The 17,566-nt window shown below is 72.0% G+C and carries 12 protein-coding genes and 1 tRNA gene; 9 read left to right on the top strand and 4 right to left on the bottom strand.

Annotation, left to right across the window (positions count from 1 at the left end; translation table 11 throughout):
• Positions 1-4: 4 nt before the first annotated feature.
• Positions 5-1,573 carry a hypothetical protein gene (locus WFJ01_RS14910; RefSeq protein ID WP_336629496.1) on the bottom strand — a complete coding sequence of 523 codons (1,569 nt, stop codon included), beginning with the start codon at positions 1,571-1,573 and terminating at the stop codon, positions 5-7.
• Between the two features lie 256 nt (positions 1,574-1,829).
• Positions 1,830-3,326 (bottom strand): helix-turn-helix domain-containing protein, encoded by a 1,497-nt coding sequence (locus WFJ01_RS14905; RefSeq protein WP_336629495.1) that lies wholly within the window; start codon positions 3,324-3,326, stop codon positions 1,830-1,832.
• 112 nt (positions 3,327-3,438) lie between these two features.
• Here WFJ01_RS14905 and gabT point away from each other — a divergent pair, with 112 nt between their 5' ends.
• The 5 genes from gabT to WFJ01_RS14880 all read left to right on the top strand — a co-directional run bounded on the left by gabT (position 3,439) and on the right by WFJ01_RS14880 (position 10,189).
• Positions 3,439-4,800 carry a 4-aminobutyrate--2-oxoglutarate transaminase gene (gene gabT, locus WFJ01_RS14900; protein WP_336629494.1) on the top strand — a complete coding sequence of 454 codons (1,362 nt, stop codon included), beginning with the start codon at positions 3,439-3,441 and terminating at the stop codon, positions 4,798-4,800.
• Positions 4,801-4,920: 120 nt separating this feature from the next.
• Positions 4,921-6,336, top strand: a complete 1,416-nt coding sequence (locus WFJ01_RS14895) for a flavin monoamine oxidase family protein (protein WP_336629493.1) — start codon at positions 4,921-4,923, stop codon at positions 6,334-6,336.
• A complete protein-coding gene (locus WFJ01_RS14890; protein ID WP_292885077.1) occupies positions 6,336-7,217 on the top strand; it encodes a universal stress protein in 882 nt (293 codons plus the stop codon). Before WFJ01_RS14895 ends, WFJ01_RS14890 begins: the two co-directional genes overlap by 1 nt.
• 56 nt (positions 7,218-7,273) lie before the next feature.
• Positions 7,274-8,737, top strand: coding sequence for an NAD-dependent succinate-semialdehyde dehydrogenase (locus WFJ01_RS14885; RefSeq protein ID WP_251438700.1), 1,464 nt, complete (start codon positions 7,274-7,276; stop codon positions 8,735-8,737).
• A gap of 90 nt (positions 8,738-8,827) precedes the next feature.
• Complete coding sequence (locus tag WFJ01_RS14880) at positions 8,828-10,189, top strand: NAD-dependent succinate-semialdehyde dehydrogenase (protein ID WP_336629492.1); 1,362 nt, start codon at positions 8,828-8,830, stop codon at positions 10,187-10,189.
• Between the two features lie 155 nt (positions 10,190-10,344).
• Here the strand turns inward: WFJ01_RS14880 and WFJ01_RS14875 are convergent, their stop codons facing one another.
• Complete coding sequence (locus WFJ01_RS14875; protein WP_336629491.1) at positions 10,345-13,152, bottom strand: hypothetical protein; 2,808 nt, start codon at positions 13,150-13,152, stop codon at positions 10,345-10,347.
• Positions 13,152-15,068, bottom strand: coding sequence for an HSP90 family protein (locus WFJ01_RS14870; RefSeq protein ID WP_336629490.1), 1,917 nt, complete (start codon positions 15,066-15,068; stop codon positions 13,152-13,154). Before WFJ01_RS14870 ends, WFJ01_RS14875 begins: the two co-directional genes overlap by 1 nt.
• Before the next feature lie 223 nt (positions 15,069-15,291).
• Here WFJ01_RS14870 and WFJ01_RS14865 point away from each other — a divergent pair.
• From WFJ01_RS14865 to rplK, 4 genes are all read left to right on the top strand, one after another.
• Positions 15,292-15,364: transfer RNA gene (locus WFJ01_RS14865), tRNA-Trp, on the top strand.
• Positions 15,365-15,403: 39 nt separating this feature from the next.
• A complete protein-coding gene (gene secE, locus WFJ01_RS14860; RefSeq protein WP_045272112.1) occupies positions 15,404-15,679 on the top strand; it encodes a preprotein translocase subunit SecE in 276 nt (91 codons plus the stop codon).
• Between the two features lie 55 nt (positions 15,680-15,734).
• The gene (gene nusG, locus WFJ01_RS14855) at positions 15,735-16,847 is read left to right on the top strand and encodes a transcription termination/antitermination protein NusG (protein ID WP_251438696.1); all 1,113 of its coding nucleotides are present in this window, start codon (positions 15,735-15,737) and stop codon (positions 16,845-16,847) included.
• Between the two features lie 287 nt (positions 16,848-17,134).
• A complete protein-coding gene (gene rplK / locus WFJ01_RS14850; RefSeq protein WP_045250755.1) occupies positions 17,135-17,566 on the top strand; it encodes a 50S ribosomal protein L11 in 432 nt (143 codons plus the stop codon).

Raw genomic sequence — 17,566 nt, 5'->3', positions numbered from 1 at the left:
CAGATCACGGGCAGCCGGACCCCTGGATGACGAACCCGCCGCCGAAGTAGTTGTTCACGCCGCTGTTGTAGTGGTAGCCCCACACGTTGAGATCCACGACGTTCGTGACGCCGGGGAGCACGGCGGCTGCGGGAGCGCCGCTACCGCTGAAGTTGTCGTTGTTGCCGTACCAGTAGTAGACCGTACCGTCCGAGGCGAGCGCCAGGTAGGTGCCGTCCGACGAGAAGGTCTTGGTGATGGTCTTGCCGGTCATGCCGGTGGGGACCTTGGTGGTGTAGCCGCCGCTCACGCCGAACATCTGCACGACCGCGCCGTTCTTCACGTACTGACCGCCGAAGTAGCCTCCGAAGCCCCAGACCGAGGCGCTGGACACTCCGGTGTCGCGCTGCGTCCACCCCGTGGGGATGCCCGCGTGGGCGTAGTTCGCGTAGGTGTAGAGCGTGCCGTTGGTCCCGATCGCGGCGAGGCCCGCGCTCCCGGCCGAGACCGTGCGGATGTCCGCGGATCCGGTGCCGGTGACGTTCGAGAAGTTCCCGCCGCCCGTCGACAGGGCCAGCTGACCGCTCGTCGCGCTGCCCGAGGCGCCGATGATGACGGCGGCTCCCGTGTCGTTGTTGCCCATGTCGTAGAACGCCGACATCTGGATGATCCTGCTGCCCGCCGCAGTGCCGGCGGGCAGGGACAGCGCCGTGGCGGCGATGCTGCCGCTGCCGCCGCTGCCGCCGCTGCCGCCGGTCGCCGTCGTCCAGGTCCACACGCCGTTCGTCGTCAGCACATAGCTGCGTCCGGCGAAGGACTGCACATCGAGCACGGTGCCGGTGGGGCCGGTCACGGCGAGCACGGTGGGGCCGGATCCGGTGTCCCACCACTGCCAGACCGCCGAGGCGCTGGCCGCGGCGCCGCCGAACGCCGAGCCGTTGGCGCGGAACGTGCTCACCTGGGTGGCGCCGGCGACCGTCGGCAGCGTCGACGGGCTGACCGTGCCGCCCGTCCAGCTGGTGTTGCCGGTCCAGTACCGCACGGTCCCGTCCGCGGCCACGACCGCGCCGAAGCTGTTCCCCGCATTGTTGCCCGCGATGCCGCCCTCGCTCGCGGACAGGGCGGTGTCGCGCACGTAGGTGACCGCGGAGGCCTGATCGCCCCACGTGTACTTCGTGCGGAACTCCTTGACGTTGCCGGGCGCGACGGAGACGGTGCCGGTGATCTGGGCGACGCCGGCCGGACCCGAGACCGGAGCCGTGATGGTCCCGGTGATCGAGTAGCTGCCCGCCGCGCCCGTCACCCTGATGGTCGGGACGGAGACACACCCGCCGGCCGTCGTGGTCAGGTTCTGCGTCGTGGGGTTCCCGCTCGCGAACTGCAGGCCCGCCGGCAGCGTCACCTGGACCGTCCACCCTGCAGGGGCGGCGGCGCCGCCGTTCTTCGCGCAGAAGGACAGACCGGTGATCTGCCCGCAGCGCTGCACGGCGAAGGATCCGATGCCGACGAGACCGATGTCCCGTGGCGAGATCGCCATCGCCGGCGCGGCCACGGCGATCGCCAGCACGGGCACCGACCAGGCGGCGCCCTTCATCAGCGTCCGGCGCGAGACGCCTGTCGTACGTCGACGGACGACGGAGTCGTTCGCGGCGTGGTCCCCAGAGTTTTCGATTGCAGCAGAAATGGCGGTTCTCCCCAGAACGTCCCAGCCGTCCCCAGACGGCACTGCGCCTTCCCACAAGGCGCAGACGAACCTCACCGTACCGTATCCGCCCGGCTTCGAGGACCAGGATCCCGCGGCGCGCGCCCCGCGAACGCCCCGCCTCAGCGGGGCGAGCGCACCACCTGCGTCACTGGTCGCCCGCGGTGCGCAGGGCCGCCCAGAGCTCGGCCCGTGCGGGGAACGACGTGAGGTCGGCGTCGAGGATCATCGCGGCCTGGCCGATCCGGGTGCGCAGCGTGTGCCGATGCACGCCGAGCGCGGCGGCGGCGGGCTCCAGGCGGGTGTCGTGCTCCAGCCACACCCGCAGCGACCGCTCGAGCTCGGCCCCCTCCTGGGTGTCGTGCTGCCGCAGCGGCGCCAGCAGCGACTCCGCGATGAGCCGCGCCTCGTCGGTGGCGAACGCCGCCAGCACGCTGGTCTCCGCGGTGTCCGCGTAGCGGGCGACGCCGGCGTCGCCCGAGCGCCGCAGGGCCGTGAGCGCCTGGGCGTGCGCTCGGGAGAAGCCGGTGTACTCCTCCGGGGCCGAGGCGCCGATGCGCACGCCGGTGCGTGCCGCGACCTCGTCCAGCAGCCCGGCGTCGCCGACCGCGAGGCACATCACCAGCCCCTCCTCGGACTCGGCGAGGAACGCCGCGGGGGCGTCGGCGGGCTGGCGGTCCCACCATTCCACGACCGCGCTCTGGCGCTGTCCGGCGGCGACGGCCACCACGATGGGGGCGGGCGGGAGCGCGCCCAGGACCCGGCGCGCGAGGGTGGGGTCGTCGGCGAGCAGAGAGGCGAGCAGCTGCCGGTGCAGCCGACGCCGGCTGCGCTCGAGCTGCTGGCTCTGCTCGAGTGAGAGCCCGGCCATCGCGATGACGGAGGTCACGACTCCGCGGGTCTCGGGATCCAGGGTGCCGCTCGCGATCGCGACGACCCCGCGCAGGTGCCCGGCCCGTCCCACCGTCAGCAGCGTGTGGGCGGCCTCGCCGGCCTGGACGACGCGGTTCGCGGATCCCCCGCGGACCAGCAGATCGGCTGCGGCCTCGTCGAGCGCGGGGGAGGATCCGTCGGCGGGATGCTCGTGCACGAGCTGCCCGGCGGCGTCGTACATGCCGACCCAGCATCCGAGCCGGCGGGAGAGCTCGGTGAGCGTCGACTCCAGCCCGTGCGGGCGGAGGGCGGCGACCGACAGCGCTCGCTGCGTCTCCAGCGCCCAGGTGCGTCGTGCGTAGGCCTGCGCCGCGATCGCCTCGGCATGGGCGCGCGCGACGGCGATGAACGGGGTGCCGTAGGGAACCTCGAGCAGCGGCAGGCCCCACGCGGCGCAGGCGGCGGCGAGGCCGGCCGGGATCCCGCTGCGGTGCACCTCGGTGCCGAATCCGAGCGCCACCACGCCGCGATCCACCAGGCGGTGCACGTACGCGCCCACGCCCGCCTCGTCGTCGTCGCCGAACTGCGTGCCGGTCGTCAGCAGGGCGATGTCCTCGGCGAGGAACGGCGTGGGATCGGTGAGGTCGGAGTTGTGCACCCAGCGCAGCGGCCGATCGAGGGATCCGGGCGGCAGCGCCGCCTCGTCGCCGACCAGGCGCAGGTGCAGGTCGCGCCTTCCGAGCAGGGTGCGCAGGGTCGGCTGCTGCTCCATCGTGTGCGCTCCTTCCGCGCCGATACCGGTGTGGCCGTTCCGGCGAAATCGTCACCCAGATTGTACGCTTCGGCGAATGCTCTGCGGCGGCGACCTCCGTAGTCTCGAGGCCATGAGCACCATCGACGCATCGGCAGAAACGCTTCCCCTCGGCGGTCCCTCCCTTCCGCAGGAGCGCCGCCTCGTCACCGAGCTCCCCGGCCCCCGGTCGGCAGAGATCCTCGCCCGCAAGGCATCGGCCGTTCCGGCCGGCGTCGGGCACACCGTGCCGGTCGCCGCGGTCGCCGCGGGCGGCGGCGTGGTCGTCGACGCCGACGGCAACTCCCTCATCGACCTCGGCTCCGGCATCGCCGTGACCACGGTCGGCAGCGCGCACCCGAAGGTCGCCGCCGCCATCGCGGCCCAGGCCGCCCAGTTCACGCACACCTGCTTCATGGTCTCGCCGTACGAGTCCTACATCGAGGTCGCCGAGGCCCTCAACCGGCTCACCCCCGGCTCCTTCGCGAAGAAGACCGCGCTGTTCAACTCGGGCGCCGAGGCCGTCGAGAACGCGATCAAGATCGCCCGCAAGCACACCGGCCGTCAGGCCGTCGTCGCCTTCGACCACGGCTACCACGGCCGCACCAACCTGACCATGGCGCTCACCGCCAAGGCCATGCCCTACAAGAGCGGCTTCGGCCCGTTCGCCCCCGAGGTGTACCGCGCACAGGCGTCGTACCCGTTCCGCGACGGCCTGTCCGGCAACGAGGCGGCGGCCCGCACGATCCTCCAGCTCGAGAAGCAGATCGGCGCCGACAACCTGGCCGCCGTCATCATCGAGCCGATCCAGGGCGAGGGCGGCTTCATCGTCCCCGCCGACGGCTACCTGCCCGCGATCCTGGAGTGGTGCCGCGCGAACGGCGTCGTCTTCATCGCCGACGAGGTGCAGACCGGCTTCGGCCGCACCGGGTCGATGTTCGCGAGCGAGATCTTCGGCATCGAGCCCGACCTGATCACCACCGCCAAGGGCATCGCCGGCGGCATGCCGCTGGCCGCGGTGACCGGCCGCGCCGAGATCATGGACGCCTCGCACTCCGGCGGCCTCGGCGGCACGTACGGCGGCAACCCGGTGGCCTGCGCCGCCGCGCTCGCCGCGATCGACGCCTACGAGACCGAGGGCCTGCTCGAGCGCGCCACCGAGATCGGCGCACTGCTCAAGAACCGCCTCGGCGCCCTCCAGGCCGCCGACCCGCGCGTGGGCGACATCCGCGGACACGGTGCGATGATCGCCGCCGAGTTCGTCGACCCGGCCACGGGCGCCCCGGACGCGGCCCTCACCGGCGCGGTCGCCAAGGCCGCGATCGCGCAGGGCGTCATCGTCCTCACCTGCGGCACGTTCGGCAACGTGATCCGCTTCCTCCCGCCGCTGACGATCGGCGACGCCCTCCTCAACGAGGGTCTGGACATCATCGCCGAGGCCCTCGCTGCCCACTGAGACGTCCGGGCGCGATCGGGATCGGGGGATGCTGGATCGCGCCCGGCAACTTTTCCATGAAGAACCGCAGGGAGACCTGCACAGCGCACCGACCGGTGCAGACCGATGAAGGAGTCGAAATTGGCCGATATCACCCGTGACGTGCTCATCGTGGGAGCGGGCGCCGCAGGCACTACCGCCGCGAACGAACTGCGCAAGGCGGGTCTGTCGGTCGTGGTGCTGGAGGCCCGCGACCGGGTCGGCGGCCGGCTCTGGACCGACGTCATCGACGGTGCCATGCTCGAGATCGGCGGCCAGTGGGTCTCTCCCGACCAGGATGCGCTGATCGAGACGATCGACGAGCTGGGACTGGAGACGTTCAGCCGCTACCGCGAGGGCGACAGCGTCTACGTCGGCCCCGACGGCACGCTGCACCGCTTCACCGGCGAGATGTTCCCGGTCTCCACCGAGACCGAGGCGGTCATCGCCGAGATCACCGAGCGCCTCGACGCCATGGTGGCCGAGATCGACCCGGACCGCCCGTACGCGCACCCGAAGGCGGCCGAGTGGGACTCCGTCACCTGGGACGCGTGGCTGCGCCAGCAGACCGATGACGACGAGGCCGTGCGCAACCTCGCGTTCGCGACCGGATCCGCGATGCTCACCAAGCCGACGCACGCGTTCTCGCTGCTGCAGTCGCTGCTCATGGCGGCGTCCGCCGGGTCGTACTCGCACCTCGTCGACGCGGACTTCATCCTCGACAAGCGCGTGATCGGCGGCCTGCAGCAGGTTCCGCTGCTGCTCGCCGAGCGTCTCGGCGACGACGTGCTCCTCAACCAGCCCGTGCGCTCGCTGGAGTGGGACGAGAGCGGCGTCACGGCGACGACCGACTCGCTCACCGTCCGCGCCCGTCACGCGGTCCTCGCGCTCGCCCCCGTGCTGTACGACCGGATCTCGTTCGTGCCGCCGCTGCCGCGCCGTCAGCACCAGATGCACCAGCACCTCTCGATGGGCTTCGTCATCAAGGTGCACGCCGTCTACGACCGTCCGTTCTGGCGCGAGCAGGGCCTGTCCGGCACCGCGTTCAGCCCCTACGAGCTCTCGCACGAGGCGTACGACAACACCAACCACGGCGACGAGCGCGGCACCCTGGTGGGCTTCGTCAGCGACCAGAACGCCGACGACCTCTTCGAGCTCTCCGCCGAGGAGCGCAAGGAGCGGATCCTGGAGTCGCTCTCGCACTACTACGGTCCCGAGGCGAAGAACCCCGTCGTCTACTACGAGAGCGACTGGGGCACCGAGGAGTGGACCCGCGGCGCGTACGCGGCGAGCTTCGACATGGGCGGCCTGCACCGCTACGGGAAGGACCTCCGCTCCGCGGTCGGCCCGATCCACTTCGCCTGCTCCGACATGGCCGGCGCCGGCTACCAGCACGTCGACGGCGCGATCCGCATGGGCCGCCTCGCGGCGGCGCAGATCCTCGAGGCGGACCGCGGCGAGGACGGCGCCGACGCCCGCGCGGCCGAGGTCGCCTCCGTCGGAGCGGCTGAGGGCTGATGACCACCTCCATCGTCGTCGGCTACACGGCGACGGAGACCGGTGCCGACGCGCTGGCGCTGGGCGTGCGTCTCGCCCGCGCCACGCGGCGGCACCTGCATGTGCTCATCGTCGTGCCCGGCGGCGGCGACACCGCGCCGGATCATGAGAGCCCCATCCACGGACAGGCGAAGCAGTGGCTCGACGCCGCGGCCGCGATGATCCCGGCCGACGTCGCGCACACCGCGCACGCCCGCGAGAACGACTCCTTCGCGGAGGGGCTCGTGCTCGCCGGCGAGCAGCTCGACGCGGCGCTCATCGTCGTGGGCGCCGCCAACGGCGCCACGATCGGGCTGCACCGGATGGGCAGCGTCGCGCAGGCGCTGCTGCACTCCTCGCCCATCCCGGTGGCGCTCGCTCCGGCGGGCTTCGCGCACAGCGCCGACGTGCAGGCGCCGATCCCGCGGATCACGGCGGCGATCGGCAACCGCCCCGGCGCCGACGCGCTGCTGGAGGCGGCCGTGGGACTGTCCGCCGCGACCGGGGCGACCCTGCGGCTGGTCTCGCTCGTCGCCTTCGACGTGCCCCGCGGGTTCGACCCGCAGGCCATCCGGCTGGTGAGCGGCGCCCACGGAGAGGACGTGCTCGCCCGGGCCGAGATGGAGCTGCCGGCCGGTGTCCGCGCCGAACTCGAGCGGGCGCCGGGCGACACCGTGGAGGAGGCCGTCGCGCGGCTGGAATGGCTGCCCGGGGAGCTGATCCTCGTCGGATCCAGCCGGCTCGCGCAGCCGCGGCGGCTGTTCCTCGGATCGACCGCGGCCAAGATGCTCGACGTCATCCCGGTGCCGATGATCGTCGTTCCGCGCACACGCCTGGACGACAGCGCAGACTCTGGATCCTGATCGGATCCGCACCACCCGATTGCATGAGAATCGAAGCATCTGACAAGGAGGATCGCATGACCGATCTGGAGAAGACCCTGCTGGAGAGCGTCCCCACGGGGCTCTACATCGCCGGTGAGTGGATCGCCGCAGAGGGCGACAAGACCTTCGACGTGCGCGACCCCGCCACGAACGACGTGGTGCGCACGATCGCCGACGCCTCGCCCGCCGACGGCATGAAGGCGCTCGACGCGGCGGTCGCCGCGCAGGACGCATGGGCGGCCACGCCGCCGCGCACCCGCAGCGACATCCTCCGCCGCGCGTTCGACCTGGTGCAGGCGCACAAGGAGGACCTGGCGCTGCTCATGACCGTGGAGATGGGCAAGCCGCTGGCCGAGGCCCGCGGTGAGGTCGGCTACGGCGGCGAGTTCCTGCGCTGGTTCAGCGAGGAGGCCGTGCGCATCTCCGGCCGCTACGGCCTGAACCCCGAGGGCACCGGCCGCATGGTCGTGTCGCAGCGCCCCGTGGGCCCGTCGTTCTTCGTCACGCCGTGGAACTTCCCGTTCGCGATGGCGACCCGCAAGATCGCGCCCGCGCTCGCCGCCGGCTGCACCGTGGTCATCAAGCCCCCGGCACTGACCCCGCTCACCACGATGTACTTCGTGAAGCTGCTCGAGGAAGCGGGTCTGCCCGCCGGCGTCGTGAACGTCGTGCAGACGTCGCGCTCGTCCGCGCTGTCGGCCCCGATCATCGCCGACCCGCGGCTGCGCAAGCTGTCCTTCACCGGGTCCACCGAGGTCGGCCGCAAGCTCATCGCCCAGGCGGCGGAGGGCGTGCTGCGCGTGTCGATGGAGCTCGGCGGCAACGCCCCGTTCGTCGTCTTCGAGGACGCGGATCTGGACAAGGCCGTCGAGGGTGCGCTCGCCGCGAAGTTCCGCAACATCGGCCAGGCCTGCACCGCCGCCAACCGCTTCATCGTGCACCGGGACGTGGCAGACGAGTTCGCTCGCCGCATCACCGAGCGCGTGAACGCGATGAAGATCGGCCGCGGCACCGAGGAGGGCGTGACCATCGGACCGCTCATCGACGACGACGCGGTCGCCAAGGCCGCCGAGCTCGTCGGCGACGCCGTGGAGCGCGGCGCGACGCTGCTCTCCGGCGGCAAGGCGCTCGACGGCGTCGGATCCTTCTACGAGCCGACCGTGCTCGCGAACGTGCAGGCCGGCAGCGAGATCCTCCGCGAGGAGATCTTCGGCCCGGTTCTCGCGATCGCCACGTTCTCGGACGAGGCGGAGGCAGTGCGCCTCGCGAACGACACCGAGTACGGCCTGGTCTCCTACGTGTTCACGCAGGACCTCGCGCGCGGACACCGGATGATCGACGCGCTCGAGACGGGCATGATGGGTCTGAACGTGGGCGTGGTCTCCAACGCGGCGGCCCCCTTCGGCGGCGTCAAGCAGTCCGGCGTCGGCCGCGAGGGCGGCTTCGAGGGCATCCACGAGTACCTGTCGACCAAGTACACGCTGATCCCGGTCGACTGAACGACTCCCGCGGCGGGCTCGGGTTCGGGGATCCCTCGATCCCGAGCCCGCCGAGAACTCCCACAATGATGTGACACCGAAAGGATCGACATGACCGATTACGCCGTCGTCAACCCGGCAACGGGCGAGACCGTCGCCACCTACGACACCTTCACCGATGCGCAGATCGAGGACGCGGTCGCCCGCGCGCACGCCGCCGCAGCGGTCTGGGGGCGCACGTCCGTCGCCGATCGGGCGGCCGTGATCCGCCGCATCGCCGAGGGCCACCGCGCCCACCGCGACGAGCTCGCCGCGATCATCACGCGCGAGATGGGAAAGCCCCTCGCCGCGGCCGTCGGCGAGGTGGACTTCGCCGCCGACATCATCGAGTTCTACGCGGACAACGCCGAGAAGATCAACGCCGACCAGCCCCTGGACATCCTGGGCGACGGCACCGCGGTGATCCGCAAGGCCCCGCTGGGTGTGCTCTTCGGCATCATGCCGTGGAACTTCCCGGCCTATCAGGTCGCGCGGTTCGCGGGTCCGAACCTCGCGGTCGGCAACACGATCGTGCTGAAGCACTCCGAGCAGTGCCCGGAGTCGTCGGCCCTGCTCGAGAAGATCTACGAGGAGGCCAGGCTCCCCGACGGCGGCTACGTCAACGTGTACGCGTCGATCGAGCAGGCGGCCACCATCGTCGCCGACCCGCGCGTGCAGGGCGTGTCCGTGACCGGATCCGAGCGCGCCGGTGCGGCCGTGGCGGAGAACGCCGGTCGCAACCTGAAGAAGGTCGCGCTCGAGCTCGGCGGCTCGGACCCGTTCATCCTGCTCTCCACGGACGATCTGGACGCGACCGTGCAGGCCGCCGTCGACGCGCGTCTGGACAACAACGGCCAGGCCTGCAACGGCGCCAAGCGTTTCATCGTCGTCGACGGCCTCTACGACGCGTTCGTGGAGAAGGCCGTCGCCGCGCTGTCCGCCGTGACGCCCGGCGACCCGACGCAGGAGGACACCGTGCTGGGCCCGCTCGTCTCCGAGGCGGCCGCGGTCAACCTGCAGAACCAGGTGGACACCGCGGTGGCGCAGGGCGCGACCCTGCTCACCGGCGGCACCCGCGACGGCGCGTTCTACACGCCGACGCTGCTCGCCGACGTCACGCCCGAGATGGACGTGTACCGCCAGGAGCTGTTCGGCCCCGCCGCGGTCGTCTACCGCGTCGCGGACGAGGACGCGGCTGTCGCGCTCGCGAACGACACCTCGTTCGGTCTCGGCTCCTACGTGTTCACGACCGACGACGCCCAGGCGGCGCGGGTGGCGAACGGCATCGAGGCCGGAATGGTCTACGTCAACGTCGTCCTCGCCGACAGCCCCGAACTGCCCTTCGGCGGCGTCAAGCGCAGCGGCACGTCGCGCGAGCTCGGTCTGCTCGCCGCGGACGAGTTCGTGAACAAGAAGCTCATCCGCGTGGCCTGATCTCGGCCACGGGATCCCTTCCCGCCGCACTCAGCGGGATTCGAGGGCGGGCGTCGCACACCCTGCGACGCCCGCCCTTCGTCCTGTCCCCGCCGGGCCGGATCCGGAACCGCGCGATGCGCGGACGGGAGCGAAGGGGTTCCCGAGGCGGTACCTCAGTCCTCGGCGAGGCGGCGCACCTCGGCGGCGTCGGCGTCGCGTCCGAGCCCCTGCAGCACGTCGCCGAGCTCGAGCGCGGCGATCTGGCGCAGCGGCGGGATGCCCTCCGCCTGGTCGAGCACCGCGCGGTACGCCGCGACCGCGTCGGCGGGGCGCCCGCCGCCGTGCAGGGCGCGCGCCGCGAGCAGCGCGGAGCCCCCGGCGGACTGCGCGTCCCCGATCGCGGCGAACGCGTCCGAGGCGGTCAGGGCGGCGGCGACGCCCTCGTCCAGGCGCTCGGCGGCCAGCAGCGCCCGGGCCCGCGAGTCGGTGACGTCGGCCACCACCCAGTCGGCGTCGTTGGCCCGGGCGATCGCCTCGACCTCGTCGAAGAGCGCGAACGCCCGGGGGTCGCGCTGCGCGCCATAGGACTGACCGAGGTTGTGCAGCACCTCCACCAGGGCAGCGGGCGCATCCTCCGCGGTGCGGACGATCTGCGCGGCCTCCTCGAGGGTCGACACCGCCTGCTCCGGCTCCTCGTACTGGGCGAGGATCTGCGCCCGGCTCATCAGGGCCAGGGCCTGATCGGCCGGGTTCTCCGCTTCGCCGAACAGCTCTGCCGCGTAGCCGAACACGCCGTAGGCCTGGCCGGCCTCGTCGGCGGCGCGGAACGCCCGGGCGAGCATGAGGGCGGTCATCGCGCGGCTGCCCGCGGGGACGTCGGCGCGCTCCTCGAGCTGCAGCACCTCGCCGAACAGCTCCGCCGCCTCGTCCGCGGCGCCGGTGTTCAGCATCGCGCGGGCGACGCGGTACTTCGCCCCGGCGACGTCCCCGCCGGTCTGCTCGAGCATCCGCGCCCCGACCCGATACCGGGCGAGGGCCTGCTCGGGCTCATCGGCGTCCTCCCAGAGGGCGCCCGCGAGCATCTGCGCTCCGGCGAGCGAGCCGCGACCGCCCAGCTCGGCGAGGATCCGGCTCGTCTCATCGGCGTCGGCGGCGCCCTCGGCGAAGTCGCCCCGTCCGCCGCGGATCCGCGCGCGCAGTTCGAGGGCGCGCGCCCGCACGCCGCGCGGCGCGTCCGAGTCGGCGAGCAGCCGCTCGATCCGGGCGTGCCCCTCCTCGGCACGGTCTCCGCGCAGCAGCGCCATGATCGCGGCGAAGTCCGCGCCGTAGCCCATCCGGGCGTCCTGAGCCTCGACGAAGAGCGCACCGGCCTGCTCGGCGAGTGCGAGGGCGGCGCCGGGGTCGTCGTCCACGAGACCGAAGGCGATCGTGAGCGCGATGTCGCCGCGGGTCTCGGCCGGCAGGGCGTCCGCGGGCCCGGCCGACGCCGTCAGGAGGGCCGCGAGCGCCGCCGTGTCCTCGGGGGTCGCCGTGCCGAACAGTGCCAGCCCGAACCGCTCCTCGAGATCGGCCTGGGCGTCTCGGCCGGCGGCCCGCAGCGAGCGGATCCGATCCGGCAGCAGCGCCGCGGCCTCGTCGAGGCGCTCCAGGTTGACCAGGGCCGCGAGGCGCTGGCCCGTCAGCACCGCCCGGCGCTGCGGATCCACGGCGTCGATCACGTGCGGCAGGGTGTCCAGCATCTCGGCGGCCGCGCCGTAGCCGGAGACGTCGAGCGCGCGACGGTACCAGCCGTCCACGTCGAGGGGTGTCGCGTCGGGAGCCGGCGCGGTGAACACGTCGCTGCGGATGGGCACGTCGTAGCGCTCGGCGGCGCGGCGCTTCGCGGTCTGCAGGCGCCGGGCGTGGTTGTCGGTGCCGTCGCGCTCGTCGAATCGCGCGCCCAGGCGCTCGGCGGCGACCCAGGCGACCGGGGCCAGCTCCGCGGCCGTCCAGGCCGTCTCGCGGGCGCCGAAGAACGGCGCGAGCTCGGTCGCGTCCGCGCCGCGCACCGGGGTGGATCCGTGTCCGGCGTCGACCACGGCATCGAGCGTGGTGGCGACCGCGATGAGCATGCCGAAGTGCCCCTGGGAGTTGAGGGCGTCGTGGGCGAGCCACGGCAGGTGACGCTCGACGAGGGCGAGAGCGCGCGCCTCGTTGCCCGTCAGCGCGCAGAAGCGGATGCTGTTCGCGACCGCCCCGAGCAGGTCGGGATTGTCCTTGGCGAGACGGTAGCTGCGCAGATGGGCGGCCTTCGCCTCGTCCCCGCGTCCCAGGCGCAGGTAGGGCAGCAGCGCCAGCGAGAGCGCGTGCTCGGGCTCCTCGCCGCAGGAGAAGCCGCCCTCCACCATCTCCTCGACGAGACGGATCGCCTCCTCGTCGCGGTCGGTGTCGGCCAGGAAGCCGGCGACCTGGCTCCGGCCGCAGGCGTCGCAGTGGCTGTGCGAGTCGCGCGGAGTGGTCTCCAGCTGCACCCGGAGCCGCTCCGCCTCCTCCAGGCGTCCGGCCGCGTGCGCGTCCTCGAAGCGGGCCATGAGCACGCCGCTGGGACCGAGACCGGCGGCGGCGTAGTGGGCCTCCATGTCCTCGAGCACCGCGGCGATCTGCTCCGGCGCGAACGCGGGCGAGCCGCGCAGCGACGACGCCATCCACTTGAACTGCCACATCAGGTCGGCGGCGCCGTTGTCGATGTCGGCGGGGAACCGGGCGGGGTCGGCGTCGTGGCGGGCGAGGCACCAGGCGAACGAGCTGAGCATGAGGTCGGTGAGTCCGCCCATGTTCGCCGACGCCGTCTGGCGCATGCGGGCCTGGTACTCGAGCTCCTCGTCGCCGAGCTCCTGGGCGATGCCGACGGCCTCCGCGACCAGCGCCTGCTCGTGCGGACCCCACGGCGTGCGGTCGATCTCCTCGAACAGTCGCTTCAGCTGCTTCTTCTGGCCTGCCATCATCCATCCTCGGGGTCGAGAGCGTCGGGAGCGGGGGAATCGTCGTCGGTGAGGGCGACGGGGAGCGGTGCGGGTGCGACCGGGACGACGCCGGCCGACAGGGCGACGAGATCGGCGAGGGCGCCGGTCATCAGCGCACGGTCGGCGTCGCCCAGCGGGCGGTGCCCGGCGAGCAGCGCCTGGATGTAGAGCAGCTGCACGGTGCGCGCGAACACCGCGTCGTCGCCGACGTCGCGCAGCGCGCGCACCACGCGGTTCGCGCCGTTCAGGCACAGCCGGGCGGCGGCCGCGGGCCCGTCCCCGGGCGAGACCGCATCATCGATCCGATCCAGCACGCCGCCCCACAGGGCGCCCGTGATGCCCTTGGTGCGCGTGCGGTCCAGCCGTCGCAGCACGGCCGGGTCGGCGACGTACAGCGACGGCAGCTCGGGCTGATCGATCATCCGCACCACGACCTGGCAGCCCACCTCGGCGAGCACGGCCGAGGCACGGTCCTCCAGCGCCACGGCCTCGGCGCGGTCGTCGAGCGGCGGGGGATCCAGCCGGTCCAGCTCGCCCACCACGTCGACCCGCTCGACCGAGACGGCCGGGTGCAGCTCGGGCAGGCGCCGGATCAGATCGGCGTCGTAGAGGTACCCGCCGTTCACGAGCACCTGCTCCGGGCGGCTGATGCCGGCCACCTGGCGGAACTCGTCCACGCTCTCGGCGTAGCGGATCCTGTCGAAGCGCTCGACGAGGTCGCCCACCGTCATGGTGCCGTGCGTGGTCTCGACGGTGAGCCAGCGCGTGATGAACCGGGCGAGCTCGTCGTCGTGGCGGATGAGGGACTTCAGCCCCACCTCGTGCACCGCCACGAACTGCGCGAGCCGGTGCGGCTCGCGCAGGCCGAGCTCGAGCACCCAGCGCCGGATCGCGGCGCCCAGCTCGTCCCGGACGCGCGCGAGCGCCTCGTCGTCGACCAGCGACTCGCGACTGGCCGTGGGGTTCAGCCCCGTCGAGTCGACGACGGCGCGGACGAAGAAGGCCCAGTCGGGCAGCACGTCGTCGGCCCGCTCGGACAGGAGCATCCGGCCCAGGTACATGCGCGTCGCCTGCCGCGCGCCGGGCGGGGGAGCGTAGGGCAGGACGTAGGCGACGCCGCGGGTGCCCGTGGCGGCGTCGGTCAGCTCGATCACGTCCAGCGGGGTCGCGCCGAGCAGCTCGCGGCCGTACTGCACGACGGCGACAGGATCCTGCGCCGGCTCGAGGAACGGGGCGGCGTGCGTGAGGGGCGTCGTGCCCCCGCCCGTCTGCAGCAGCACGGAGACGGGGAGGAACTCCGCGAAGGTCTCGGCGAGCTCGCGGACGGCGGGGGCGCGGAGCAGGTCGGCGGAGTCGAACCGCGGGACGAGATGCACGCTGGTGCCGATCGGCAGCTCCTCGTCCAGCTCCCGCACCCGGAAGGTCCCGTCCGCGGACCCGATCCACTCGACCGGCGCGCCGCCGCGGGCGCTGCGGGAGCGGATCCGGATCGTGTCGGCGACCATGAAGCAGCTGAGCAGCCCGATGCCGAACTGACCGAGGTAGTCGCTGCGGGGGAGATCGAAGATGTCGCGCTTGGAGCTGCGGCCGACGGTGGCGAGCAGCTCGGCGACCTCGGCGGCGGTGAGTCCGACCCCGTCGTCGACGAGCACGAACTCCTCCGCGGTCCCCGATCCCGTCGACGGGGGCGTGGCGGCGAGCGGCGTGATCCGGATCGTGCCTCCGCGGCCGTCGACCTCGTGCCGCGCGGTGATCGCGTCGCGTGCGTTCTGCAGCAGCTCGCGCAGGTACACGCGCGGGCTCGAATAGATGTGCCGGCTGAGCAGATCGACGACTCCGCGCAGATCCACCTGGAACTGCTGCGCCTCCTCGTGCGCGCCGTCATCCGTCCCCATCGGCCCCCCTCGTCTCCGCCTCGGGCCTGCACCCGCGTTCCGAGCCTAACAACCGCGGCGCCGGGCCCGTCCGCCACGCCCGGGCTGCGCGCGGGACACGCCCGGTTCGGTCCGTCCGTGCGGATGCCGTACACTGGACGAGCAGTTGTTGTCTGCATTCTTTCGCCGTGCCCCGGGTCTCCCGGAGCGCGGAGGGGATGCGGACAGAGATCTCCGGATCTCTAGGGCGGTAGCTCAATTGGCAGAGCAGCGGTCTCCAAAACCGCAGGTTGCAGGTTCGATTCCTGTCCGCCCTGCGCGTCGGCGCGCAGCCGGCACACGAAAGGTACTCGAGGATGGTTCAGGACGCATCGGGCGCTGTGGTTCCCACGGCGAACGGCGGCGCGGGCCGCGACAAGAAGCTCGGCTTCTTCGGTCGCATCGCGCTGTTCTTCCGTCAGGTGATCGCGGAGCTCCGCAAGGTGGTCACCCCCACGCGCAAGGAGCTCGTCAAGTACACCCTGGTCGTCCTGGGCTTCGTCATCGTGATGATGGCGCTGGTGTACGGCCTCGACATGGCCTTCTCGTGGCTGACGACGCAAGTCTTCGGGGTTCCCGGGAAAACCGCGTGATCCCGCGGCCCGGCGGCGTCTGACCCCGGGCCGAACCTGAAGGAGAGAAGAGCAAGTGTCCGAACGATACTCTGGCGACGACGTCGATTGGGCGACCGCCGCTGAGCAGTCCAGCGAAGACGACGAGGCTCAGGAGGGCGATGTCCTCGCCTCCGAGGAGCGCGCCGTCGAGGCCGCCGAGCGGGTCGCCCTGCACATCGAGGGCGACGACGACGCGGACGCGGACGACGAAGACATCGAATTCGAAGAAGACCCGGAGGCAGACGCGATCGTGAACGACGCTCTCAACCTGGACCAGGCGGCCGAGTCCGAGGCCGCCGCGTCGGTCCTCAACGACTCCGTGGCCGAGGAGGCCGCCGACCGCGAGGCCGCCGCTGCCGACGAGGTCACGCCCTACGACGGCCCCGACGTGAACGGCGAGGAGGACGCCCCCGTCCTCGACCCCGAGGAGGTCGCGGAGATCGATGCGGCCGCCGGCGTCGTGGACGCGGTGGAGTCCGAGCTCGACCCGGCCGACGCCGCGAGCGCCCCGGTCGACGCCGACGAGGACCCGTACGAGTCCTTCCGCATGGACCTGCGGATGCTCCCCGGCAAGTGGTACGTCATCCACTCCTACGCCGGCTTCGAGCGCAAGGTGAAGGCCAACATCGAGCAGCGCAAGTCGACGCTCGAGGTCGAGGACGACATCTACCAGATCGAGGTCCCGATGGAGGACGTCGTCGAGATCAAGAACGGTCAGCGCAAGATGGTCACGCGCGTCCGGATCCCCGGCTACGTGCTCGTGCGCATGGAGCTGAACGAGGACACCTGGTCCGTCGTGCGGCACACGCCCGGCGTCACCGGCTTCGTGGGCAACGCCCACAACCCGACCCCGCTGCGCTTCGAAGAGGCGTTCAACATGCTGAAGTCCCTCGTCGAGGTCAAGGACGTCCCGACCGCCAAGGCCGTCGCGGCCAAGGGTGGCACCGCCGTGGCGCGTCCGCTCACCGCCGAGGTCGACTTCGAGATCGGCGAGACCATCACGATCAAGGAGGGCTCGTTCGCGGGTCTTCCCGGCTCGATCTCCGAGATCAAGCCGGAGAGCGGCAAGCTCACCGTGCTCGTCTCGCTGTTCGAGCGCGAGACCCCGGTCGAGCTGTCGTTCGACCAGGTCACCAAGATGATCTGACGCTTCCCCGGAAGCGCTCGCAGAACGGCCGTCCCTCTCGAGGGACGGCCGTTCTCGCGTTCGCGGGTCGGATCCGTCGCGGGATCCTGCATCCGTCGCGGGATCCTGGCGGTGAGCGGCGGGTGCGGGCGGCCCGGAGACCGCCGTGCGCGGACGCGCCCGGGATCGGGTAGACTTCTATGGTTTGTGCGCCGCTTCGTCGTGCGCGCGGACAGCACCGCGTTCCGGAGATGCCGGATCCGCGGGAGAGGGACGCCTCAGGGCGTCTGCTCGAGAAAGGAATCACTATGGCACCGAAGAAGAAGGTGACCGGCCTGATCAAGCTCCAGATCAACGCCGGCGCTGCCAACCCGGCGCCGCCGATCGGCCCCGCGCTCGGTCAGCATGGCGTCAACATCATGGAGTTCTGCAAGGCGTACAACGCCGCGACCGAGTCGCAGCGCGGCAACGTCATCCCCGTGGAGATCACCGTCTACGAGGACCGCAGCTTCACGTTCATCCTGAAGACCCCGCCGGCCGCCGAGCTGATCAAGAAGGCTGCGGGCGTGCAGAAGGGCTCCGCCACTCCGCACACCGTCAAGGTCGCGAAGATCACCGCCGAGCAGGTCCGTCAGATCGCCGAGCAGAAGCAGGCCGACCTGAACGCGAACGACATCGACGCCGCGTCCAAGATCATCGCCGGAACCGCCCGTTCCATGGGCATCACGGTCGAGGGCTGA

This window comes from Microbacterium sp. MMO-35 (assembly GCF_037147555.1).
Classification (GTDB): Bacteria; Actinomycetota; Actinomycetes; order Actinomycetales; family Microbacteriaceae; genus Microbacterium.
This window is presented reverse-complemented; position numbering and strand designations above follow the sequence as displayed.

What these genes read in the sequence shown, in the direction of transcription:
- WFJ01_RS14910 (WP_336629496.1), bottom strand. Translation starts at nt 1,573, where the DNA reads ATGAAGGGCGCCGCCTGGTCGGTGCCCGTGCTGGCGATCGCCGTGGCC.
- WFJ01_RS14890 (WP_292885077.1), top strand. Translation starts at nt 6,336, where the DNA reads ATGACCACCTCCATCGTCGTCGGCTACACGGCGACGGAGACCGGTGCC.
- WFJ01_RS14880 (WP_336629492.1), top strand. Translation starts at nt 8,828, where the DNA reads ATGACCGATTACGCCGTCGTCAACCCGGCAACGGGCGAGACCGTCGCC.
- WFJ01_RS14875 (WP_336629491.1), bottom strand. Translation starts at nt 13,152, where the DNA reads ATGGCAGGCCAGAAGAAGCAGCTGAAGCGACTGTTCGAGGAGATCGAC.
- gabT (WP_336629494.1), top strand. Translation starts at nt 3,439, where the DNA reads ATGAGCACCATCGACGCATCGGCAGAAACGCTTCCCCTCGGCGGTCCC.
- WFJ01_RS14905 (WP_336629495.1), bottom strand. Translation starts at nt 3,326, where the DNA reads ATGGAGCAGCAGCCGACCCTGCGCACCCTGCTCGGAAGGCGCGACCTG.
- WFJ01_RS14885 (WP_251438700.1), top strand. Translation starts at nt 7,274, where the DNA reads ATGACCGATCTGGAGAAGACCCTGCTGGAGAGCGTCCCCACGGGGCTC.
- rplK (WP_045250755.1), top strand. Translation starts at nt 17,135, where the DNA reads ATGGCACCGAAGAAGAAGGTGACCGGCCTGATCAAGCTCCAGATCAAC.
- secE (WP_045272112.1), top strand. Translation starts at nt 15,404, where the DNA reads ATGGTTCAGGACGCATCGGGCGCTGTGGTTCCCACGGCGAACGGCGGC.
- WFJ01_RS14870 (WP_336629490.1), bottom strand. Translation starts at nt 15,068, where the DNA reads ATGGGGACGGATGACGGCGCGCACGAGGAGGCGCAGCAGTTCCAGGTG.